This window comes from Sulfitobacter sp. S190, assembly GCF_025141935.1.
Lineage (GTDB): Bacteria > Pseudomonadota > Alphaproteobacteria > Rhodobacterales > Rhodobacteraceae > Sulfitobacter.
In genome coordinates, this window is sequence record NZ_CP081120.1 from 1,209,379 (window position 1) to 1,229,537 (window position 20,159).

General features: G+C 63.4%; 20 protein-coding genes and 1 tRNA gene. 9 read left to right on the top strand and 12 right to left on the bottom strand.

From position 1 onward, the window contains the following. Window position 1: 1 nt before the first annotated feature. Both K3756_RS06280 and K3756_RS06285 read right to left on the bottom strand, forming a co-directional pair. Window positions 2-1,906 carry a cation:proton antiporter gene (locus K3756_RS06280; RefSeq protein WP_259991984.1) on the bottom strand — a complete coding sequence of 635 codons (1,905 nt, stop codon included), beginning with the start codon at window positions 1,904-1,906 and terminating at the stop codon, window positions 2-4. 17 nt (window positions 1,907-1,923) lie between these two features. After that, complete coding sequence (locus K3756_RS06285; protein WP_259991986.1) at window positions 1,924-2,379, bottom strand: Lrp/AsnC family transcriptional regulator; 456 nt, start codon at window positions 2,377-2,379, stop codon at window positions 1,924-1,926. A 136-nt stretch (window positions 2,380-2,515) separates the two neighbouring features. Here K3756_RS06285 and hppD point away from each other — a divergent pair, with 136 nt between their 5' ends. Then, a complete protein-coding gene (gene hppD, locus K3756_RS06290) occupies window positions 2,516-3,610 on the top strand; it encodes a 4-hydroxyphenylpyruvate dioxygenase (protein ID WP_259991989.1) in 1,095 nt (364 codons plus the stop codon). 101 nt (window positions 3,611-3,711) lie between these two features. On the opposite strand, the gene K3756_RS06295 is transcribed toward hppD, so the two are convergent. The 3 genes from K3756_RS06295 to K3756_RS06305 all read right to left on the bottom strand — a co-directional run bounded on the left by K3756_RS06295 (window position 3,712) and on the right by K3756_RS06305 (window position 8,927). Then, window positions 3,712-6,372 carry a hypothetical protein gene (locus K3756_RS06295; RefSeq protein ID WP_259991991.1) on the bottom strand — a complete coding sequence of 887 codons (2,661 nt, stop codon included), beginning with the start codon at window positions 6,370-6,372 and terminating at the stop codon, window positions 3,712-3,714. Window positions 6,373-6,489: 117 nt separating this feature from the next. Then, complete coding sequence (locus K3756_RS06300; RefSeq protein ID WP_259991993.1) at window positions 6,490-7,782, bottom strand: O-acetylhomoserine aminocarboxypropyltransferase/cysteine synthase family protein; 1,293 nt, start codon at window positions 7,780-7,782, stop codon at window positions 6,490-6,492. 140 nt (window positions 7,783-7,922) lie between these two features. Then, a complete protein-coding gene (locus K3756_RS06305) occupies window positions 7,923-8,927 on the bottom strand; it encodes a hypothetical protein (RefSeq protein ID WP_259991995.1) in 1,005 nt (334 codons plus the stop codon). Between the two features lie 310 nt (window positions 8,928-9,237). On the opposite strand from K3756_RS06305, the gene K3756_RS06310 reads away from it, so the two are divergent. Next, window positions 9,238-11,427, top strand: coding sequence for a hypothetical protein (locus tag K3756_RS06310; RefSeq protein ID WP_259991997.1), 2,190 nt, complete (start codon window positions 9,238-9,240; stop codon window positions 11,425-11,427). A gap of 299 nt (window positions 11,428-11,726) precedes the next feature. Here the strand turns inward: K3756_RS06310 and K3756_RS06315 are convergent, their stop codons facing one another. Further along, window positions 11,727-12,506: a hypothetical protein gene (locus tag K3756_RS06315; protein WP_259991999.1), complete on the bottom strand. Its 780-nt coding sequence runs from the start codon at window positions 12,504-12,506 to the stop codon at window positions 11,727-11,729. A 206-nt stretch (window positions 12,507-12,712) separates the two neighbouring features. After that, window positions 12,713-12,796, bottom strand: a tRNA-Tyr gene (locus K3756_RS06320). A gap of 173 nt (window positions 12,797-12,969) precedes the next feature. Here K3756_RS06320 and rlmB point away from each other — a divergent pair. From rlmB to K3756_RS06335, 3 genes are all read left to right on the top strand, one after another. Then, on the top strand, window positions 12,970-13,746 hold the full coding sequence (gene rlmB / locus K3756_RS06325; protein ID WP_259992001.1) for a 23S rRNA (guanosine(2251)-2'-O)-methyltransferase RlmB: 777 nt from the start codon (window positions 12,970-12,972) through the stop codon (window positions 13,744-13,746). A gap of 66 nt (window positions 13,747-13,812) precedes the next feature. Next, complete coding sequence (locus tag K3756_RS06330; RefSeq protein ID WP_259992003.1) at window positions 13,813-14,064, top strand: hypothetical protein; 252 nt, start codon at window positions 13,813-13,815, stop codon at window positions 14,062-14,064. A 40-nt stretch (window positions 14,065-14,104) separates the two neighbouring features. Next, complete coding sequence (locus K3756_RS06335; RefSeq protein WP_259992005.1) at window positions 14,105-14,572, top strand: CoA-binding protein; 468 nt, start codon at window positions 14,105-14,107, stop codon at window positions 14,570-14,572. 7 nt (window positions 14,573-14,579) lie between these two features. Here K3756_RS06335 and K3756_RS06340 read toward each other — a convergent pair whose 3' ends face one another. From K3756_RS06340 to hisA, 3 genes are all read right to left on the bottom strand, one after another. Then, window positions 14,580-14,888, bottom strand: coding sequence for a phosphoribosyl-ATP diphosphatase (locus K3756_RS06340; RefSeq protein ID WP_259993499.1), 309 nt, complete (start codon window positions 14,886-14,888; stop codon window positions 14,580-14,582). Beyond that, window positions 14,882-15,646, bottom strand: coding sequence for an imidazole glycerol phosphate synthase subunit HisF (gene hisF / locus K3756_RS06345; protein ID WP_259992007.1), 765 nt, complete (start codon window positions 15,644-15,646; stop codon window positions 14,882-14,884). Before hisF ends, K3756_RS06340 begins: the two co-directional genes overlap by 7 nt. Before the next feature lie 87 nt (window positions 15,647-15,733). Further along, window positions 15,734-16,456 (bottom strand): 1-(5-phosphoribosyl)-5-[(5-phosphoribosylamino)methylideneamino]imidazole-4-carboxamide isomerase, encoded by a 723-nt coding sequence (hisA, locus tag K3756_RS06350; RefSeq protein ID WP_259992009.1) that lies wholly within the window; start codon window positions 16,454-16,456, stop codon window positions 15,734-15,736. Window positions 16,457-16,587: 131 nt separating this feature from the next. Here hisA and K3756_RS06355 point away from each other — a divergent pair, with 131 nt between their 5' ends. Continuing rightward, on the top strand, window positions 16,588-16,971 hold the full coding sequence (locus K3756_RS06355; protein ID WP_259992011.1) for a DUF2147 domain-containing protein: 384 nt from the start codon (window positions 16,588-16,590) through the stop codon (window positions 16,969-16,971). A 70-nt stretch (window positions 16,972-17,041) separates the two neighbouring features. Here K3756_RS06355 and hisH read toward each other — a convergent pair whose 3' ends face one another. Together hisH and hisB are read right to left on the bottom strand one after the other, a co-directional pair. Next, window positions 17,042-17,680, bottom strand: a complete 639-nt coding sequence (gene hisH / locus K3756_RS06360) for an imidazole glycerol phosphate synthase subunit HisH (RefSeq protein ID WP_259992013.1) — start codon at window positions 17,678-17,680, stop codon at window positions 17,042-17,044. Next, on the bottom strand, window positions 17,680-18,267 hold the full coding sequence (gene hisB / locus K3756_RS06365; protein ID WP_259993500.1) for an imidazoleglycerol-phosphate dehydratase HisB: 588 nt from the start codon (window positions 18,265-18,267) through the stop codon (window positions 17,680-17,682). Before hisB ends, hisH begins: the two co-directional genes overlap by 1 nt. Window positions 18,268-18,406: 139 nt before the next feature. Between hisB and K3756_RS06370 the strand changes: the two genes are divergently transcribed. The 3 genes from K3756_RS06370 to K3756_RS06380 all read left to right on the top strand — a co-directional run bounded on the left by K3756_RS06370 (window position 18,407) and on the right by K3756_RS06380 (window position 20,154). Then, window positions 18,407-18,646, top strand: a complete 240-nt coding sequence (locus K3756_RS06370) for an Lrp/AsnC ligand binding domain-containing protein (protein WP_259992015.1) — start codon at window positions 18,407-18,409, stop codon at window positions 18,644-18,646. After that, window positions 18,646-18,987 carry a hypothetical protein gene (locus tag K3756_RS06375; RefSeq protein ID WP_259992017.1) on the top strand — a complete coding sequence of 114 codons (342 nt, stop codon included), beginning with the start codon at window positions 18,646-18,648 and terminating at the stop codon, window positions 18,985-18,987. Before K3756_RS06370 ends, K3756_RS06375 begins: the two co-directional genes overlap by 1 nt. A gap of 126 nt (window positions 18,988-19,113) precedes the next feature. Continuing rightward, entirely contained in the window at window positions 19,114-20,154 is a 1,041-nt protein-coding gene (locus K3756_RS06380) for an efflux RND transporter periplasmic adaptor subunit (RefSeq protein WP_259992019.1), read from the top strand. Window positions 20,155-20,159: the final 5 nt, after the last annotated feature.

Here is a 20,159-nt window from a genome sequence, read left to right on the forward strand (position 1 = left end):
TTCAGGCGCTTTTCTTGTCGTCCTCGTCGGCCCGGTTCAGAAACGCGGTTTCGAGATCCTTCTCAAGCTCCTTGGCACGGGCCACGTAGGCCTTGTTGTCGACCGGATCGATTTCGGGCTTCCACAGATCGGCGAGTTCTTTGACCGACATGCGGTCATGCTCGTAGAAGATGCGTTGCGCTTCGGAGGCTTCGTAATCGGTGAGCCCGAGATTTTCCAGAACGTAGCGGCCCGCCCTGAGCGAGCTGTCGAACATTTCGCGCACGATGTCATTCGCCCCTGATTGGTAGAGATGATAGACATCCGTGCGGTCGTGTGCCCGCGCCACGATGTGCAGGTCGGGGCGTTGCGAGCGGGCGTATTCCACCAGCGCGCGTGCCGCCTTCTTGTCATCCAGCGCCACCACCAGCACCCGCGCTTCGGCCAGACCGGCACGGCGCAGGATGTCGGGGCGGGTCGGGTCACCCAGAAACCCCTTGAAGCCGAAGCGCCGCATCACGGCGATGACCTTGGGGTTGTTGTCCAGCACGACCGTATCGAAACCGGAGGCCTGCACCAGACGGTTCACGATCTGGCCGAAGCGGCCGATGCCCGCGATGATGACGGGGCCTTCCTGATCCATGACTTCGTCGGTCTGGACCGGTTGCGCATCCTTGCTGCGTCGCGAGATCATCTCGTAGATGATGAACAGAAGCGGCGTGATCAGCATCGACAGCGCAATCACAAGAAGCAGCGTTTCGGCCACCGAGTTCGGCATCACGCCGGTTGTCACCGAGAAGCTGACCAGCACGAAGCCGAATTCGCCCGCCTGTGCCAGCCCCAGCGCGAAGAGCCATCTGTCGCGCCCGCGCAGTTTGAATATCCAGCCAAGGGCATAGAGGATCAGCCCTTTGACGATGATCACCAGAAGCGCCATGCCGGTGATGATCACGAAATCCGATGCCAGAAGGGTAAAGTTGATGCCCGCCCCCACGGTGATGAAGAACAGGCCCAACAGCAGCCCCTTGAACGGCTCGAGATCGGTTTCCAGTTCGTGGCGGAATTCGGAGGACGCCAGTACCACACCGGCCAGAAACGCCCCCAGCGCGGGAGAAAGCCCTACCAGCATCATGGTAAAGCTGATGCTGACCACGATCAGCAGCGCCAGCGCGGTGTACATTTCCGGCAGCTTGGCCGCGTGGATAAAGCGGAACACGGGCCGTGTGAAATAGACCCCCGCGATGATGATGCCCGCGATGATCCCGATGGTGACCAGCGTAAGCCCCCAGGGCGGCAGGCTGTCCACGAGGCTGAAGGCGGCTTCGGCGGCGGCATTGCCATGCGCCTGCGCGTGCCCGTCCGCGGCCGCTTCGCCCACGGCGATGGACCCGTCGGGCGTCACCGTGGCGGGCAGCGTCACCACCAGAAGCGGCAACAGCGCAAGGATCGGAATCACCGCGATGTCCTGCGTCAGCAGCACCGAAAAGACCGATCTGCCTCCGCCCGTCTGCATCAGCCCCTTTTCCGACAATGTTTGCAGCACGATCGCCGTCGAGCTGAGCGACAGCGACAGGCCGATCGCCAGCGCAACGCCCCACGGCTGGTTGTAGGCCATCGCGATCCCCATCAGGGCGGCGGTGCTGACCACCACCTGCAAGCCGCCAAGCCCCAGCAGTTTGTGCCGCATGTCCCACAGCGCGCGGGGTTCCAATTCCAGCCCGATGAGGAACAGCATCATGACCACGCCGAATTCCGCAAAATGCTGCAGGTCCTTCGTCTCGGAGCCGACAAGCCCCAGCGCGGGGCCGATGATGATGCCCGCCGCGAGATACCCCAGCACGGACCCCAGCCCCAACCGCGAGGCGATGGGCACCGCGATGACGGCGGCGGCAAGGTAGATCGAGGCTTGGAAGAGGAAACTTTCCATGGGCGGCCTTTCGGGGCTCAGGTGGGTAGGGGACCGTCGCGTTTGAGTTGGTCCATGACGATCTGGCTGTGCACGCGGGCGACGGCCTTGTGGGGCAGTAACACGTCGTGAATCAACCTGTTGAGCGCGCTCAGGTCTTCACAATAAACCCTGAGTAGATAATCTGCATCCCCCGTCATCGTCCATGCGCTGACAATTTCGGCTCGGTGGGCGATCAGCCGGGCAAAGCTGTCGGAATGTTCGGGGCCGTGGGTGCCCAGATGGACCTGCACGAAGGCCTGCACGGCGAGCCCGAGGTGCGCGGGGTCAAGGCGGACGGTATATTGGCGGATCACGCCCGCCGCCTCCAACCGCTGGCGCCGCCGACCGATCTGGGACGCCGACAGATGCAGCCGGTCGCTGAGCTGTTGGGTGGTCAGGTTGGCGTCTTGCTGAAGCGCTGCCAGCAACCGTTTGTCGATGTCATCCAGCATGGTGCGGTCTTTCGATGGATTTATCCGCCAATGTGACGAATTTCTGCGCGATGTGCCAGTATCATGCCGATCAATGCGCCCAATCGGCGCTTTGGCGCGGGTAGAATTGCCCAAATTCGCAACAAGAGGAGCCCCCATGGGTCCGTTTCCGCATGACGCGCCACGCGCACAGATCACCGCCGAGAACCCCGCAGGCACCGACGGGTTCGAATTTGTCGAATTTGCCAGCCCCGATCCGGACGAATTGCGCGCCGTCTTTACCAAGATGGGCTATTCCCAAGTGGCCAACCACAAGACGGCGCGGATCGAGCTTTGGCAGCAGGGCGACATCACCTATGTGCTCAACCACGATCCCGACAGCTTTGCCGCGCGGTTCGTGGCAGAACACGGGCCTTGCGCGCCGGCGATGGGCTGGCGGGTGGCGGATGCCGCCAAGGCGCTGGCCCACGCGGTGGCGCATGGTGCGAAGGAATACACCGGTGAGGGCAAGGTGCTGGACGCGCCTGCCATTTACGGGATCGGCGGGTCGCTTTTGTATTTCGTGGATCAGTATTACGACACCTCGCCCTATAACGATGAATACGACTGGATCGCGCAGTCGAAACCGGCCGGTGTGGGGTTCTACTACCTCGATCACCTGACCCACAACGTGTTCAAGGGTAACATGGATACGTGGTTCCGGTTTTACGGCGATCTGTTCAATTTTCGTGAAATCCGGTTCTTCGATATCGAGGGCAAATTCACCGGCTTGCTGAGCCGTGCGCTGACGTCCCCGTGCGGGCGCATCCGTATCCCCATCAACGAAGACCGCGGGGAGACGGGGCAGATCGTGTCCTATCTCAAGAAATACAACGGCGAGGGCATCCAGCATATCGCAGTCGGCGCGCGCGACATTTATGACGCGACGGATGCCATCGCGGACAACGGGCTGAAGTTCATGCCTGCGCCGCCGGGCAGCTACTACACGCTGAGCCATGACCGTGTGATCGGGCACGATGAACCGCTCGACCGGATGCGCAAACACGGCATCCTGATCGATGGCGAAGGTGTCGTGGACGGGGGCGAGACGAAAATCCTGTTGCAGATATTCTCGAAAACCGTGATCGGCCCGATCTTTTTCGAATTCATCGAGCGCAAGGGCGACGACGGCTTTGGCGAGGGCAACTTCAAGGCGCTGTTCGAGAGCATCGAGCAGGAGCAGATCGACAGCGGCGAATTAAGCGCCGGTTGACCCAGCGGCGCACGGTCCCCCGAAGGGGCCCGTGCACGTTCCTGGTTTTTCGTTTGCGCAAGGTGCTGCGACAGAGCGCAGGAGGATAGCGCGCGGGCGTGTCAGCCCTTCGGCATCCGCAGCACGACATTGCGCCCGCCTTTGGAGTAGCGCAGTTCCGCATTGCCGATGGCCTGAACCCGCCCGCCGTCGATACGGTCGCCCACAGACACCTTCTTGTAGCGGCCGTTGGACAGCCGGATCAGGGCGCGGCGGCTGGAGGGTTTGCCGTAGACCCCGATCAGATTGACCTTGCGCAGATTGATCGCGTTCTTGACGGTGGCCGATTTCGCGACGGATGTCTTCGAAGGGATCTTCGGGGTGACCGTGCGCGGGGCCACCGAGGCGGCCGCTGCGACGCGGGTTTCCTTGGGTGCGGCGCGTTGGGCCCGTTTCACGATCCGTGCAAAATTGCGCGGGCGCGTGTCGGGGCGGCGCGACGACGCGGTTGCAAGCCGCGTGGCCCCTTCCAGATTTGGCACCTGCACCGTGGGCAGTGCGAGGGAAGCGGCAGCGGCGGCCGAGGCAATCGCCGCGGCTTCGGCGGCTTGTTCGTCAGCCTTGCGTGCGGCGGCCTCGGCGGCGGCTTCGGCAAGGGCGGCCTGTGCCTTGGCCGCCTGCGCCTGTTCATAGGACTGCACCGCCGCTGCGGACCGCAGGCGCGGGCGCGTTTGCTGCAACTCCGACAGCGTCGCGCCACCCAGCTGGGCGCGCTGTGTGGTCTCTGCAAGGTCGATGGGCCGCGCACGGGGCCGCAGCCCTGCGATTTCGGCGAGCGTCCTTGCCGCGTCGGCCTGCGCTTGTGCCTCGGCTTCGGCGGCTGCGGGGCTGAGCGGCACGGCAAAACGCGCGATACTGGCGGGCGGCTTTTGCGGCGGGCTCCCCGCCACGAGCGTAAAGCCACCGGGGGCCAGCACCCCTTCGGCGGTCGGTGTGATCAGAACGTCGACAGGCACGCCCGGCGCCGGTGGGGAGGCGATCGCGGCCAGCTGCACGTCGGTTTCGAAACCGCTCACGCCGGGCAGGGCCAGCGCGTCGCGGGCGGCGGTGGGGCTGTCGATGCTGGTCAGATAGACCTGCTCCGTGTCGACCTGCGGTGCCTGCGGCAGATCTTCGGGTGCAAGCGGCCAGATGCCGGTGACCGCATAGCGCGCGGCGGCTTCCTGTGGCGTGATGATCGGGCGTTCTGGCTTTGGCTGCGGTTTGCTCAGGGCATCGAGCACGGCACCGTCTTCGGCCGACAGCACCGGATCGAGCGCGGCTGTCTGGGTCGCCTCGGGCAGTGGGTCCTCGGGTGCCTGACTGCCCGAGGGCGCACGGATGACTTCGGGATCGACCTGATATTCGGGGGCAGAGGCCGTTGCGCGCGGTTCGCGGTCGCGGAAGATCCCCGCCAGACCGTCATCCATGAAGACAGAGGCCCACGCCGCGACACCGGCCAGAAAGACCAGCAAGATCACCGTCATGATCAGGCCAAGGAACCGCGGTTTGCCGCCCACCTGATCGGTACGAGCGCCGAAAATGGTCATGCGCTCGGCCTCGGTGCCGTCACCCGCAGGCGTGGCAGCGACCGGTACAGGATCGGCAGCGGGCCGCGGTTTGCGGCGGCTGAGGAATCCGCCCTTGGCGGGGGCGTCGGCCACGGGGTCTGGGCGCAAGGAACTGCTGTCAGGGTCGGGAAGCGCGGTGGCGGGCACGACCGGCGCGGCGGCGGCCGCTTTGGCGCGGGCCGCCCCTTGCAACTCGCGCGGCGGCGCGGCGGGGGCGCGTCGGCTTGCAAAACCCGGGGCCGGGGCGTTGCCCACGCGGGTCGCACCTTTCAGCTCGGGCTTGCGCGGCGGCGCGGCGGGTTCGGGGGTGTCGGCAACCGGCTGCGCCGCAGCGATCACCGGAGCTGTCTGTGTCTCTTCTGACGGCGGTGTGTCGTCAGCCGATGGCGTGTCATCAGAATTTTCGGAGTTTTCCGCAGTATCGTCTGCGGGTGTCATAGGCGGTGGGGGGGCGGGGTCGCCCTTGGCGGTCTCGGATGTCTCAGAGGGCTCGGACGTATCCGTGTCGTCCGGCGCCAAAGGAGGTTCCTCGGCGGCAGTGGCGTCGGGCGTATCGTCGGGCATCTGCGGTGCGTCAGGGGGTGGCGCGACCGGATTTTCTTCAGGCGCCGGGGCAGGCGCTTCCGCGGCTCCGACGACGACGACCGCGATGCCGTCGGGATCTACGTCCTCGCCCGGATCGAGCAGCGTTTCGGCCTCTGACGTCTTGCCGAAGAAAGGCTCTCCGAGATAGTCCGCATCCTCGGGATTGCCGACAAAACTGACGGGGTGAAACCGGTGTTCGGTGGCGAAGGCTTCGGCCTCGGCGAGTGTTTCCCGCGCGACGCCCGCGACATGGGTGCGCGGGCCGTCTTCGCTGATGTCGTAGGCGAGATCGGCAATGGCATAAGGGGTCGACGCCTCGAGCGCCTTTTCCGCCTCGCGTTTGCGGGCACTGTCCGACAGGCCGGGGGTGTCGATGGAGAGATATTTGATCTGGCTTGCGGGCAGGATCAGCTTCGAGCGTACGCCCGCCGGTTCCAGTGCCGAGGCCGTTTTGCGCAGAACCGCCAGTTCGCCCGCCAGATCGCCGGAGGACACCGACACGGCCCCCACTTCGCGCCAGCCGCCTGCGGCGCGGTGCAACAGGGTGATGCCATCGAACGAAAGAGAAAGGGCAAAATTGGGCTTCATAGCGCGCCTTTGTCACAACATTGGTTAACCGGCAGGACCAGTACCCCCAAATGTACCGTAGCCGCAGCCCCATGGGAAGGGGCTGCGGCGGGTTCGGCGGTGTGACGCAAGGCCGCTTCAGGCGGTCGCCTTCGCCAGTGCCTGATCGAGATCGGCAATCAGGTCGTCGGCGTCTTCGGTGCCGATCGACACGCGCACGACCGACGGGCCCGCGCCTGCGGCTTCCTGCTGCTCTACGGTCAGTTGGCGGTGCGTGGTTGATGCGGAGTGGATGATCAACGATCGTGTGTCGCCGAGGTTGGCCACATGGCTGAACACCTCGAGCGCGTTGACCAGTTTGACGCAGGCGTCATAGCCGCCCTTGACCGCGAAGGTGAAAAGACCGCCCGCGCCTTTGGGGCAGACTTTCTTGGAGCGCTCGAAGTAGGGCGACGATTCAAGACCGGCGTAGGTGACATAGTCGATCCGGTCGTCCGCCTCGAGCCATTTGGCAATTTTCTGAGCGTTTTCAACGTGTCGCTCCATCCGCAGGGACAGGGTCTCGGTGCCCATGAGGGTGTAGTGGGCGGACTGCGGGTTCATGGTCATGCCCAGATCGCGCAGACCGATCGCGATGCCGTGGAAGGTGTAGGCGAGCGGGCCGAATGTCTCGTGGAACTTGAGCCCGTGATAGGCCGGTTCGGCCGCGCTGAGCGAGGGGAACTTGTCGTTCGCGGACCAGTCGAATTTGCCCGAATCCACGACCGCGCCGCCGGTGACCGTGCCGTTGCCGGTGAGGTATTTGGTGGTCGAATGCACCACCAGTGTCGCGCCATGTTCGATGGGCCGCACGAGGTAGGGCGTGGCCGTCGTGTTGTCGATGATGAGCGGCACCTCGGCGGCGTCGGCGATGTCGGCGATGGCGCGCACGTCCATGATATAGCCGCCCGGATTGGCGATTGCCTCGCCGAAAACGGCGCGGGTGTTGTCGTCGATCGCGGCCTTGACGGCCTCAAGATCGTCGAAGTCGACGAACTTGCATTCCCAGCCGAAGCGCTTGATTGTATGGCTGAATTGCGTGACGGTGCCGCCGTAGAGACGGGTGGAGGCCACGATATTCTTGCCCGGTGTCATCAGCGGAAACAGCGCCATGATCTGTGCGGCGTGACCCGAGGAACAGCACACCGCCCCGACGCCGCCCTCGAGCGTGGCGATGCGTTCCTGCAGCACGGCGACGGTTGGGTTCGTCAGGCGCGAATAGATGAACCCGACCTCTTGCAGATTGAAAAGCGCAGACGCGTGATCGGCATCGCGGAACACGTAGGCGGTGGTCTGGTAAATCGGCGTCTGGCGCGCGCCGGTGGCCGGATCGGGACGGGCGCCTGCGTGGATCTGCAGGGTGTCGAAACCGTAGGTGGGGCCGTCTGTCATGGAGTGTCTCCCTTGGGAATTGTTTTGCCGATATGGTTACGGCAAGGGGCATAGAGGGGCAAGGGCGCGACGGGTGCACAGCGCGTGCACCGGGCGTACACCGACCGTATGCGCCGCAGCGCAGCATGGCCGCGGCACGATCAGCGCATCCAGTAGCCGTTCGATTTGAGCCGGTTGCGGATCGCCTGTTCGCGGCGCGGCAGGTTTTCGCGGTCGAAAAGCGCGCGGGCCTTCAACCCGCGGCCCTGATAGATCATCCGTTTGATCGGGTCGTGACCCTTGAGCACTTTCTTGATCCGGTTGGGGGCGGATACCTGTTCGAGCACCTCGACCACGCGGTCGCTTTCGCGTGCGTAGAGCAGCGGCAGCATCCGGTAGTGGCAGCTGACCGATCCGTCGAGCAGACCTTCGGGCAGGGCGTCGCGCCCGCCACCGAGCGCGTGGATCACGAGCGGCAGTGCGATCTGGTCAAGCCAGGGATCGAAACTTTGCGCGCAGAGTTCGACCGGCGGCGTGTCGCGGATGGCCAGCGCGTATTCGAGAAACAGATCACCGAAGGCGTGCGGGCAGCGATAGAAGAAATAGCCCGCGTTGAAATAGAGGTAGCGCCGCCAGTATTCGTCGGGCTGGTCGAGATCGAGGCTGCTTTGGAAATCGAGGCCGAATTTATCGTAGAGCGATTTCCACAAGCCGGTGTAGCCGGGCCCGTAGAGTTGCGGTTGCGGCCACGTGCCCTCGCGGCGCAGCGAGGCACCGGGGCGGTCGAAATCGAAAGGCACGGTTTCGATGTCGTCGAGGATCAGCGTGTCCGTGTCGAAAAACACGAACGGTTCACCCTTGGGCAGGACGCGCAGCATCTCGATCTTGTTTCCGTAGGGGTAGCTTTCGCCAAAGTGCTGTGACGGGAAGGGGATGATCTGTGCCCCAAGCTCACCAAGCGCGTCGCGCAGCCCCTGATTGCGCATTTCGGGCGATTTGGACCACCGCGGCCCGTCCTGCGGTTCGGCCACCAGCAATTTGCCCGCGAAATCCGGAGACATCGCCCGCAAGGAGGCCGCGAAAAGAACGGCCTCATAGGCCAGACGGCCGTGTTGACCGACGATCACGATGTTGAAGGGCTGCTTGGGGGCGCCTTTGGGGGACATGCCTGTGTCTCACTGCTTTTGCGCCGCAGTATAGGCGCGGTGGCGGCATTTGAAAGGACGGAGTTCTGTGGGTCGGGTGGGGCAGGGCGATTCGGCCAGCGGCCCGACCGTCGGAAAAGCCACATCAACAAAGACCCCATCGATGGCTCATTGTTTCCAAAACGGAAATTCTGAAGCGGAAGGTCCCGCATCAATCGGCCTGCGCCCCGTGGGATTGTGTCGGGAATGAGGCAAACGCGCGGTTTTTCCCAGACCAATTCGCCGCCTTGTGTTTTATCCGGTGCCGGTAATTTGTTTTTCGGAGTGGGACATGACCGATAGTGTAGCTGGGGGGCCGTTGCCCGTTTTGACCGTGGCGGTGGGCTGTGAGCCGATGTTGGAGGTGGAGATCACCGAGACCGAGACCGGCACGCTTTTCATCGTGGTGCGCAGTGCCGATCCCAACATGAAGCCCGCCGACATTGACGGGATCTTCTTTGATCTGGCCGACGACAGCACGCTGGATGCGCTCAACTTCTTTCCCGATGCCAATACCGGTTCGATCTTTTCGCCCGTCACCTCGATCCAGGCGGCGGCGGACAGTGTCGATACGCTGGCCAATGGCGCGCAGGTCGCCGACAGCTATGACGTGGGCATCCAGTTCGGCACGGTCGACAGCAGTACCCAAGGTGCGGTGCCGCAGGCGAATTTCACCCTGTGGTCGGACAACGGGCCGCTGAAGATTTCCGATCTGGACACCGGCAGCTTTGCCGTGGTCGTCGACAGTGACGGGGGCAATGGTCAGGTGCTGACCACCGGCGACGCGCCGGATGCCGATCCGGTGCTGGTGTCCAAGGAGGTGCTGTTTGACGATTTCGACGATCTGCACACGCCCGAGCAATCCGCGATCATCGACACCAACACCGGGTGGGTCGCCGCCTATGACAAGATCGTCACGAACGGCCATTACGACGGCACGGTGACTTTCACGCAGGTTGCCACCGACGGGCCGGTCACGCTGAGCATGGATCTGAGCACCCACAACACGCATGTGTTCGAGAACGCGGGTCACTATCAGGACAGCCTGATGGTGGAGGTCAGCATCGACGGCGGCGATTGGGTGGTGCTGGATACCTATCAGGTCAACGATGCAGGCACCGCGATTGTCGGCTCCGAGACCGGCCAGAGCTTTGGCACGTCGGGCAACAATGTGCTCTACGAGGGCGGCATTCTGGATACGGCACAGGAAAGCGTGCAGTTTCGCGTGACGTCGGACATCACGGCCAATGACGAGGTGATCAAGATCGACAATGTGTCGGTGACGGCCTCGGAGCTGGTTGACGGGGGCGATATGCAGCCCGTGGATACGGTTCTGCTGTCGGAGGATTTCGCGGCGCTTGGCGATCCCGCCCAGTCGGATGCGATCGTCTACGACAGCCAGTGGGATGTGCAGGACGGCGCGCTGCGCACCGACGGCCATAACGACGGGGTGTTGAAGCTGGCGCCGGTGACGGCGGATGGGGATCTGGCCTTCAGCTTTGACGCGCAGGTGCAGGATGCGAGCCTCTTCGAGGCCTCGGGGAGCTACCGCGATGTGATCAAGCTGCAAGTGCAGCAGGGCGATGGCAGCTGGCAAACGCTGGACCGGTTTGTGGTCAACAACGAGGGCACGGCGCTGGTGGGCAGCGAGACCGGCAATGCGATCACCGAAGAGGGCGCCAGCCTGAGCTATGCGGGGGGCGATCTGGATGATGTGCAGGGCGAGGTCCAGTTCCGGTTCATCTCGGACATCTCGGCGGGCAACGAGGTGGTGACTTTCGACAATTTCGAGATCGTCGAGACATCGCAGGTGGACACAGGAGGCGGCGACGGGGCTGACCGGATCACGGTGGATTTCGAAGGTCTGAACGCGGGCGAGGTGGTCAGCGACCAGTTCGACGGTGTGACCGTATCGGCCCAGCGGGCGGGCGACGGCGAGGGATCGCAGAACGATGCGATGATCTTCGACACCGATGCGCCCACGGGCGGCGATCACGATCTGGCCTATGACGATCAGGGCAATGCGCTGATCATTTCCGAGGACAACGACGGGTCGGACCCGGATGACAACGCCCACGGTGGCAGTCTGACGTTCGACTTCGACGCGCCCTCGGCGGTCCAGAGCCTCGAATTTCTCGATATCGAAGAGGCGGGCGGCGTCGTCAGCCTGTTCGATGCCAACGGCGACGCAATCAGCAATTTTGACATACCGGTGTCGGGGGACAACGGTCAGGGCACGCTCGACATCAATGTCGAAGGCGTGTCCACGATGGAAGTGAGCCTTGTGGGATCCGGCGCGGTCGACAATCTCGTTTTCACACCTCCCGCTGATGGAGACGGCGGCGACGCTGGCAAGGGTGGCCAATACGATGTGGAGTACATCGCAGGGGTGCCCGTTCTTCAGGAAGTCGATGCCGACAAGTTCGGCAAGGCGACCGATGACGCGGATGCGGACGACGGGGCGGACGACCTTCTGGTCTGACGCGTCTGTCCGATGCCACGAAAAGACCCCGCTGCGCACCTGCGTGGCGGGGTTTGCGTGGATAAAGAGCGTCGTTCAGGATGCTGAAAAGGCTACGTTTTTCCCGGTCACTGTGCGGTATGGGTGCGGGGTCAAGCGCTCGGCAACGCCGCAGCGAAGGGGCGGCTGGCGCGGGGTCGTGCATAGGGTGGAAAAGTGGTGGGCGACCCTGCACTCCCGTGGCGTATATATGAGCCCTATCTTACTGGGCAAGGTGTCCCGCAGATGTTGTGTGCGGGACACCTTGGATGGCTTGGATACTATGGCTTCACCCGACCCATTCGGATGATGGACCGCTTGAGCGCGAAGCTTTTGGGAAACATGGGTACTGTTTTCGAAGTGTGCTGTAGCGGGTGCGATGAAACGGTTATTCTGAACTCTCGTTCCGGCTGAAACCTTTCGGGCTTCTGAAAGACCAGTCTGTTGATTGTGTCTTCAGAAAAATCACCCGCAGCATGCGCGTCATTAATCGGACGGCGTTCAACTCTTTTATTGTAGCTCACTGGCCTTTCCAAAAGGAAAGGAGCGGATCCGTTTCGTATTTCAGGATACGCCGAGTTTTTCATGACCCACGCCCTTGTGGCGCGCACGAATTTGGCGACATTGATCTCCGCCCAGCCGGTGAGCTCTTCGTTGCCTTTGTAGGGGACCTTGAGTTCGTTGCTTCCGTATCTCATAATCCGGTGGTGAGCCACACTATATGGGCCAAGCGAGGCACAGAAGATATTGGCGTCGAATTTCTGATTGTATGCAATCGGAACAGCCATTTCTTTCCACAATTCGTAAAGCGGAGTGCCCTCTGGTGCTGGCGGGATACTACGGAGGTTGCCAATACTAAGACCACCAATCTCAAGATGCTTTATCTCGTCTCCGGCCTTTCCATAGTGAGTGGTTATGGTGCCTTCGCTATCGTCAGAAAATCTCTCTCCGTCACCGTCTTCACCGCTGGCATAACCGCGAAGCGTTCCAAACCGAAAAGAGCCGGAATCGTAATTCTTCCATTGTGTTTCTGCGTTGAAGTATTTTGTTATAATTTTCATTCTGACGGCCCGTTTTATAGCAAGTGTCAGTCTCAGTTCGATCGATTAAACATCCAAAGAAAACTACTTCGACGACCAAACGATTCATTACGCGTTAGATTGCGGGACGCCGAATTACTAAATGGTTGAAATCATTATGAAAAAGCGCATGAGCTTTGAGCGCAAAAATCAATTAAGTATTTGATTTTATTTATTTTTTTGGAGGATGGTGGGCGACCCTGGAATCGAACCAGGCGTGCGTCTCCGCGAGGGAGTTACAGTCCCCTGCCACACCTTGCGGCCTGTCGCCCACTGAGGCGCTGATTACCTGTGGGGCTTTGGGGCGTCAACAACAAATTGGACGGCTTTGCGCGGTTTTTGCGCGGCGTGCGGCGCGGGGTCAAATGCCGCTCAGGCTTGGCTTGCGGGCGCCAAGCGGATAGAGGGGCAGCACGCCAAGCCGGACGTGCGAAAGGGGCCCGCGATGAAGAAACCGAAATGGGTGGTCGAGAAGGAACAGGACAAGAAGCGCGAGGCGCGCGAGACGTTCTGGTTGTTCGGCCTGCACGCGGTGCGCGATGCGCTGATGAACCCCGCGCGCGTCAAGCAGACGTTGATGGTCACGCCCAATGCGGCGGCCAAGCTGGAGGCTGCGATCGCTGCATCGGGGATGACCCCGGAGGTGATCGATCCGCGCAAGTTCCGTCCGCCGCTGGACCCCGGTTCGGTGCATCAGGGGGCGGTGCTGGAGGTCAAGCCGCTGGACTGGGGCAGTCTGGAGGATGTGTGCATCGGTGATGCGGCCCCGCGGGTGATCCTGCTGGACCGGGTGACCGACCCGCATAATGTGGGCGCGATCCTGCGGTCGGCGGAAGTATTGGGGGCATCGGCAGTCATCGGCACGCGCCACCATTCCGCGCCCGAAACGGGGGCCTTGGCCAAGACGGCCTCAGGCGCGTTGGAGCGCCAGCCCTATTTGCGCATCCGCAACCTGTCGGACGGCATTCGCGCGTTGCAGGACATGGGATACCTTGTGCTGGGGCTGGACGGGGAGGCGGAGGCCACGATCGAGGCCGCCGTAGAGGGCAAGCGCGATCGCCCCGTGGCGCTGGTGCTGGGGGCCGAGGGACCGGGGTTGCGCGAAAAGACCCGCGAAACGGTGGACCAGCTGGTGAAAATCGACGCATCGGGTGCTTTTGGATCGCTCAACGTCTCAAATGCGGCGGCGATCGCCCTATATGCAAGTCAGAGCCACAGCTGAATACGGAGCGGTCCCATCGCCCATCCCGTCAAAATTGCCACCTGTTGTCATTGCGGCACCCGCGCGATGTTGCAGCTCGACATGGCGCGCCATGCGCTGAGCTGTGACACCTGTGGCGCGCCCCTGCAGCAGATGAAGGCCGTGCCGGTTGCCCGCGCGGCCCCGAAACCGGCGGTGAGCCACCAGCCCGCGCCGAAACTGCGCACACTGCCCAAGGCCGCCAAGCCCAAGAAGGTCAAAAAGCAAAAGCGGCGCAAGAGCTGGTTGTCGCGGGCCGCCGAGGAGGCGTTTGACCTGATCGAAGATATCTTTGACTGACTGACTTGCGCTGCGCGCGGTCGCGGGTAGGGTGGGGCGCATGAGTTATAGCGATGCCCATCTGCGCGATATTCTGACACGGACCAAGCGGATTGCGGTGGTTGGCGTGTCGTCCAACCCGGTGCGCCCGAGCTACTATGTGGCGCGCTATCTGACGCTCAAGGGGTTCGAGGTGGTGCCGGTCAACCCCGGTCTAGCCGGTCAGCAGCTTTTCGGCGCCACGGTTGTGGGGGCGCTGTCGGATATCGAGGGCGGGGTCGATATGGTGGACATCTTCCGCCGCTCTGAGGCGGTGCCGCCGCTGGTGGACGAGGCGCTGGCGCATTTCGACACATTGCAGACCATCTGGATGCAGATTGGTGTGACCCACGAGGACGCCGCCGCGCGGGCCCGCGCCCGCGGTGTCGACGTGATCATGGATCGTTGTCCCAAGATCGAGTACCAGCGTTTGTTCGGCGAATTGCGCATGGGCGGGTTTGCCACCGGCGTCATCAGCAGCAAGCTGTGAGCGCGCGCTAGCGGGAGGCTTTTTCCGCGATGCCCGACTGGCCCTGACGGCGGGCGAGTTCGTCCATCACATCCGACAGCGCCACATCGCGTGCGGCCAGCATCACCAGCAGGTGATAGAGCACGTCAGCCGCCTCGGCGGTGAGGCCCGCGCGGTCGCCCTTGACCGCTTCGATGATCGCCTCGACCGCCTCTTCGCCGAACTTCTCGGCGCATTTTTCGGGCCCTTTTTCGAGCAGTTTCGCGGTCCACGAAGTGCCTGCGTCGCCGCCCTTGCGCGCCGCGATGGTGGTATAGAGATCGTCGAGTGTCATGATGCCAGCCTCATGGGGATGCCCGCAGCCGCCATGTGCTGTTTGGCCTGCTGGATGGTGAATTCGCCGAAGTGGAAGATCGAGGCGGCCAGCACCGCCGATGCGCCGCCTTCGGTCACGCCTTCGACGAGGTGATCCAGCGTGCCGACCCCGCCCGAGGCGATCACCGGCACGCTGACCGCGTCCGAGATGGCGCGGGTCAGGGGCAGGTTGAAGCCCGATTTGGTGCCGTCGCGGTCCATCGAGGTCAGCAGGATTTCGCCCGCGCCCTTTTCCACCATGGTGCGTGCGAATCCCACCGCGTCGATGCCGGTGGATTTGCGCCCGCCGTGGGTAAAGATTTCCCACCGGCCGGGGGCCACGGTTTTTGCGTCGATGGCCGCCACGATGCACTGGCTGCCGAATTGGTCCGCGGCGTGTGCGACCACGTCGGGGTTGGCGACGGCGGCGGAGTTGAAGCTGACCTTGTCCGCGCCCGCCAGCAGGAGTGCGCGGACGTCGGCCGCGGTGCGCACGCCGCCGCCCACCGTCAGCGGGATGTAGCAGTGTTCTGCCGTGCGGCGCACCAGATCGAACATGGTGCCGCGGTTTTCGTGGGTGGCGTGGATGTCGAGGAAGCACAATTCGTCCGCGCCCGCGGCATCGTAGGCGATGGCCGCATCGACCGGGTCGCCCGCGTCACGCAGGCCCACGAAGTTCACGCCTTTGACCACGCGGCCGTCGGCGACATCAAGGCAGGGGATGATCCGGGTTTTGAGCATGTGCGACTTCTAGAAGGCTTGGGGCTGCGGGGCAAGCGGGGCGGGGGGCTGCGCCCCCCGTTTTGAGTTTAAGGGGCAAGATGAAGATCAGCCGTCGCGCAGGGTGTCGAGCGCCTGTGCCAGATCGATGGCGCCGTCGTAGAGCGCGCGCCCCGAGATCGCGCCCTCGATCACACCGGTGGATTTGAGCGCCTCGAGGTCGTCGAGCGACGAGACGCCGCCCGAGGCGATCACCGGAATGGAGACCGTGCGGGCCAGATCGGCGGTGGCAGCCACGTTGGGGCCGCCCATCGCGCCGTCGCGCAGGATGTCGGTGTAGATGATCGCCGCCACGCCGGCGTCTTCGAAGGATTTGGCCAGCTCGGTGACCATCACGTCGGTTTCTTCGGCCCAGCCCTTGGTCGCGACACGTCCGTTGCGCGCGTCGATCCCCACGGCCACGCGGTCGGGGAAGGCGCGGGCGGCTTCGCGCACCAGATCGGGGTTTTCGACCGCCACGGTGCCGAGGATGACGCGGGCCAGCCCCTTGTCCAGCCAGCCCTCGATGGTGGCCATGTCGCGGATGCCGCCGCCCAGTTGCGCGGGCACGGGGCAGGCCTTGAGGATCGCCTCTACGGGGGCGGCGTTGACGGGGCTGCCCGCGAAGGCGCCGTTGAGATCGACCAGGTGCAGCCAGCTGCAGCCTGCGTCCACGAAGGCGCGGGCCTGTGCGGCGGGATCGTCATTGAACACGGTGGAGCGGGACATGTCGCCGTGCACGAGGCGCACGGCCTGGCCGTCCTTGAGATCGATTGCGGGGTAGAGGATCATGCGGCGCATCCCTTGTCAGCGGTTTGCGCCCAAATTGCACGGTTGGCCGCGATGTGCAACGCGACCCAACGTCAGTCTTGCCTGAAAAGGGGCTGTTGCCCAAGGTATGGCCAGTTCAAGGGAGGAACATCATGAAACGTCTTATTGCAGCCGCCGCGATCGCCGTCGGCTTTGCCGGTGCCGCCTTTGCCGATCCTGCCATCGGCACGTGGAAAACCCAGGTTGATGACGGCAATTATGCCTATGTCAAAATGTCGAAATGCGGCGCGGCCCTGTGTGGCACCATCGCGCGCACGTTCAACAGCTCGGGCGAGTTCAAATCCGCCAACATCGGCAAGCAGCTGGTGTGGGACATGCAGTCGCAAGGCGGCGGATCCTACAAGAACGGCAAGATCTGGCAGCCGTCCACCGGCAAGGTCTACAAGTCCAAGATGTCGCTGTCGGGCAATGCGCTGAAGGTGTCGGGCTGTGTCGGTCCGATCTGCAAGAAGCAGACCTGGAGCCGCGTCAACTGAACGCTGTGACAGGTTGAAAAGGGCGCGCGCACCGGTTGGTACGCGCGCCTTTTTTTCGTCGTGCCCGCGCTCAGGGTGTCCAGCGCAGGAAGTTGGAGATCATCCGCAGCCCCGTGGTCTGGCTTTTCTCGGGGTGGAACTGCATCCCGATCATGTTGTCGCGGCCGATCACGGCGGTGACCTCGGTGGCGTAGTCTACATGGGCGAGCCGCTGGGCCGGATCGGACACGGCCATGTGGTAGCTGTGCACGAAATAGGTGTGATCGCCGCTGCTGATCCCGTCGAATACCGGATGGGGCGCATCGAGGACCAGATCGTTCCAGCCCATGTGCGGCACCTTGAGTGTCGCGTCGGCGGGGGTGATGCGGGTCACGTCGCCCGCGATCCAGCCCAGACCGGGGGTATCTTCGTATTCGCGGCCCCGGCTTGCCATCAGCTGCATGCCGACGCAGATGCCCAGAAAGGGGCGGCCGCGGGTCACGACGGCCTCGACCATTGCGTCATGCAGGCCGCGGTGCCCCTTGAGTGCGGCCATGCAGGCGGGAAAGGCGCCGTCGCCGGGCAACACGATGCGGTCGGCCGCGGCCACCACATCGGCGTCATCGGTGACGATCACGTCGCCCGCACCGGTTTCGCGGGCCATCCGTTCGAAGGCTTTGTGCGCCGAGTGCAGATTGCCGCTTTCGTAGTCGATGATCGCGGTGCGCATCACAGCGCGCCCTTGGTCGAGGGGATCGCGTCGGTTTTGCGCGGATCGGTTTCGAGCGCGTCGCGCAGGGCGCGGGCGACCGCCTTGAAGGCCGCTTCGGCGATGTGGTGGCTGTTGAGCCCGTGCAGCTGGTCCACGTGCAAAGTGATGCCGCCGTGCGTGGCAAAAGCCTGAAAGAATTCGCGCACCAGTTCGGTGTCGAAGGTACCGATCTTGCCCGTGGGCATGTGCAGGTTCCACACCAGAAAGGGGCGCGCGGACAGATCGAGGGCCGCGCGCACCAGCGCATCGTCCATCGGCAGCAGGCAACTGCCGTAGCGCACGATGCCGCGTTTGTCGCCCATCGCCTGTGTGAGCGCCTGACCCAGCGCAATGCCTACATCTTCAACAGAGTGGTGATCGTCGATATGCAGGTCGCCGGTGCAGCGCACGGTCATGTCGATGAGCGCGTGGCGCGAGAGCTGGTCGAGCATGTGGTCAAAGAAGCCGATACCGGTCTGGTTGTCGTAAACCCCTGTACCGTCGAGATTAATCTCGACGCTGATGTCGGTTTCGGCGGTCTTGCGGGTGATCTTGGCCTGGCGCATCTGGCTCTCCGGTGTCATGATGAGCGCCCTTATAACAGGCGGGTGCGCCGCGCCAAGGGCCGCGATACGGCACCGATGAGGGATTGCGGCGCTGCCGCCTTCGTGCCACGCTTTGCCGGTCGAATTTACGGAGCGATCCATGAGCACCTGTGTTTTTATCCAGATCCGCTGCACGCCGGGCAGCACCTACAGGGTGGCCGAGGCGATCGCGCTGCGAGAAATCCATTCGGAGCTCTATTCCACATCGGGTGATTTCGATCTGCTGATGAAGCTTTACATTCCGGCGGGCGAGGATGTCGGCGTCTATATCAACGACAAGCTGCTGGATATCGAGGGGATCGAACGGTCCCTGACCACCATGACATTCAAGGTCTTTTGATGCGCGCGTTGGGGCTGCTTGTCGGCCTGGTGCTGTGCGGCATGACGTCGCCCGTGCAGGCGGCGCGCACCTACGAGGGGCAGGAGGCGTCGGCGTTGCGGTGTGCCAACATGATGGCGACCACCGGCATCACCCTGCATGCCTCGGACCTGATGACCGCCACCGAGCGCGACGTTTTGCTGTCGATCAGCATTCTGATGCTGGAGCGGCACGTCAGCGGCACCTGGGCCGAAAAGAAGCGGGCGCTTGCCGTGGTGCGGGACCGCCGCGATCTGGAAGAGACATTGATGGATTACCAGCGCAATGCGCCGATCTGTCTGAAGCGGTTCCCGATCAACTAGGGGTTGAGCCGCGCGTCGAAGTTTTATAAGTGAACCGAAGAGTTCACTTTGCGTAGTCTTCGCCCCGTGTGTGCGGGCGTTGGCGCACCGGAATTGAACGAAAGACATTTAGAACGGAGTGATTCCATGATCCGCACTGCCCTTGCGATATGCCTGTTGGCCGCTTTTCCCGTCAGCCTTGCCGCGCAGGAGGCAGGCCCGCTTGTCAAAATCGCGCCGGTGCAGGTGCAATCGGGTGAGCAGGTCCGGCAGTTTTTCGGCAATGTCGTGGCCAAAGAGACCGTCGATCTGGCGTTTCAGGTGGGCGGGCAGGTGATGAAGCTGCCGATTATCGAAGGCCAGCCGCTGCCGCAGGGGGCATTGGTCGCCGAGCTGGATCTGCGCCCGTTCGAATTGGCGCTGGATCAGGCGCGGGTGCAGCTGGATCAGGCGAACCGGACGCTGGAGCGGCTGGAGAAGCTGCAGGGCAGCACGGTCAGTCAGGTGACGGTTGACGATGCCCAGACGCAGGCGGAGCTGGCGCGTATCGCGGTGGAAAACGCGGAGCGGTCGCTGAGTGATGCCAAGCTGACGTCGCCTTTTGACGGTCTGGTGGCGAGCCGCAACATCGCGCAGTTCGCCACGGTGGCGGCGGGAACGCCGGTGGCGCGCCTGCATGACATGTCCGATTTGCGGGTCGAGATCGAGGTGCCGGAAATCCTGTTCCAGCGGGCCAGCAGCGAGACGCAGGTCAAGCTGATGGCGCGGTTCCCGTCGGTCGACACGCCGTTCGAGCTGCAGATCCGTGAATTTACCGCCGAGACAAGCCAGGTCGGCCAGACCTTCAAGATTACGCTGGGCATGGCGCCGCCCGAGGGGCTGACGATTCTGCCCGGATCGTCGGTGACGGTGACGGCGACGCTGTTCGGGGACGCTGGCGGGGCGATCAGCGTGCCGGGGTCGGCGGTGGTGACGGCCAATGACGGCACGGCGACGGTCATGGTGTTCGAGCCGGCGGGTGCTGCCGAGGGCACGGTCAGCCGTGTGCCTGTCGAGATCACGCCGACCGCCACGGGCGATGTGGCGGTGACGGCGGGGTTGCAGGACGGTCAGGAGATCGTGGTGAGCGGTGCCAACCAGCTGGACGACGGGGCGGCGGTGCGCCGCTTTACCGGTTTCGCGAACTGAGGGCG

Coding starts and splice junctions, on each gene's coding strand:
- K3756_RS06280 (WP_259991984.1), bottom strand. CDS start 1,906: ATGGAAAGTTTCCTCTTCCAAGCCTCGATCTACCTTGCCGCCGCCGTC.
- K3756_RS06285 (WP_259991986.1), bottom strand. CDS start 2,379: ATGCTGGATGACATCGACAAACGGTTGCTGGCAGCGCTTCAGCAAGAC.
- hppD (WP_259991989.1), top strand. CDS start 2,516: ATGGGTCCGTTTCCGCATGACGCGCCACGCGCACAGATCACCGCCGAG.
- K3756_RS06295 (WP_259991991.1), bottom strand. CDS start 6,372: ATGAAGCCCAATTTTGCCCTTTCTCTTTCGTTCGATGGCATCACCCTG.
- K3756_RS06300 (WP_259991993.1), bottom strand. CDS start 7,782: ATGACAGACGGCCCCACCTACGGTTTCGACACCCTGCAGATCCACGCA.
- K3756_RS06305 (WP_259991995.1), bottom strand. CDS start 8,927: ATGTCCCCCAAAGGCGCCCCCAAGCAGCCCTTCAACATCGTGATCGTC.
- K3756_RS06310 (WP_259991997.1), top strand. CDS start 9,238: ATGACCGATAGTGTAGCTGGGGGGCCGTTGCCCGTTTTGACCGTGGCG.
- K3756_RS06315 (WP_259991999.1), bottom strand. CDS start 12,506: ATGAAAATTATAACAAAATACTTCAACGCAGAAACACAATGGAAGAAT.
- rlmB (WP_259992001.1), top strand. CDS start 12,970: ATGAAGAAACCGAAATGGGTGGTCGAGAAGGAACAGGACAAGAAGCGC.
- K3756_RS06330 (WP_259992003.1), top strand. CDS start 13,813: ATGTTGCAGCTCGACATGGCGCGCCATGCGCTGAGCTGTGACACCTGT.
- K3756_RS06335 (WP_259992005.1), top strand. CDS start 14,105: ATGAGTTATAGCGATGCCCATCTGCGCGATATTCTGACACGGACCAAG.
- hisF (WP_259992007.1), bottom strand. CDS start 15,646: ATGCTCAAAACCCGGATCATCCCCTGCCTTGATGTCGCCGACGGCCGC.
- hisA (WP_259992009.1), bottom strand. CDS start 16,456: ATGATCCTCTACCCCGCAATCGATCTCAAGGACGGCCAGGCCGTGCGC.
- K3756_RS06355 (WP_259992011.1), top strand. CDS start 16,588: ATGAAACGTCTTATTGCAGCCGCCGCGATCGCCGTCGGCTTTGCCGGT.
- hisH (WP_259992013.1), bottom strand. CDS start 17,680: ATGCGCACCGCGATCATCGACTACGAAAGCGGCAATCTGCACTCGGCG.
- hisB (WP_259993500.1), bottom strand. CDS start 18,267: ATGCGCCAGGCCAAGATCACCCGCAAGACCGCCGAAACCGACATCAGC.
- K3756_RS06370 (WP_259992015.1), top strand. CDS start 18,407: ATGAGCACCTGTGTTTTTATCCAGATCCGCTGCACGCCGGGCAGCACC.
- K3756_RS06375 (WP_259992017.1), top strand. CDS start 18,646: ATGCGCGCGTTGGGGCTGCTTGTCGGCCTGGTGCTGTGCGGCATGACG.
- K3756_RS06380 (WP_259992019.1), top strand. CDS start 19,114: ATGATCCGCACTGCCCTTGCGATATGCCTGTTGGCCGCTTTTCCCGTC.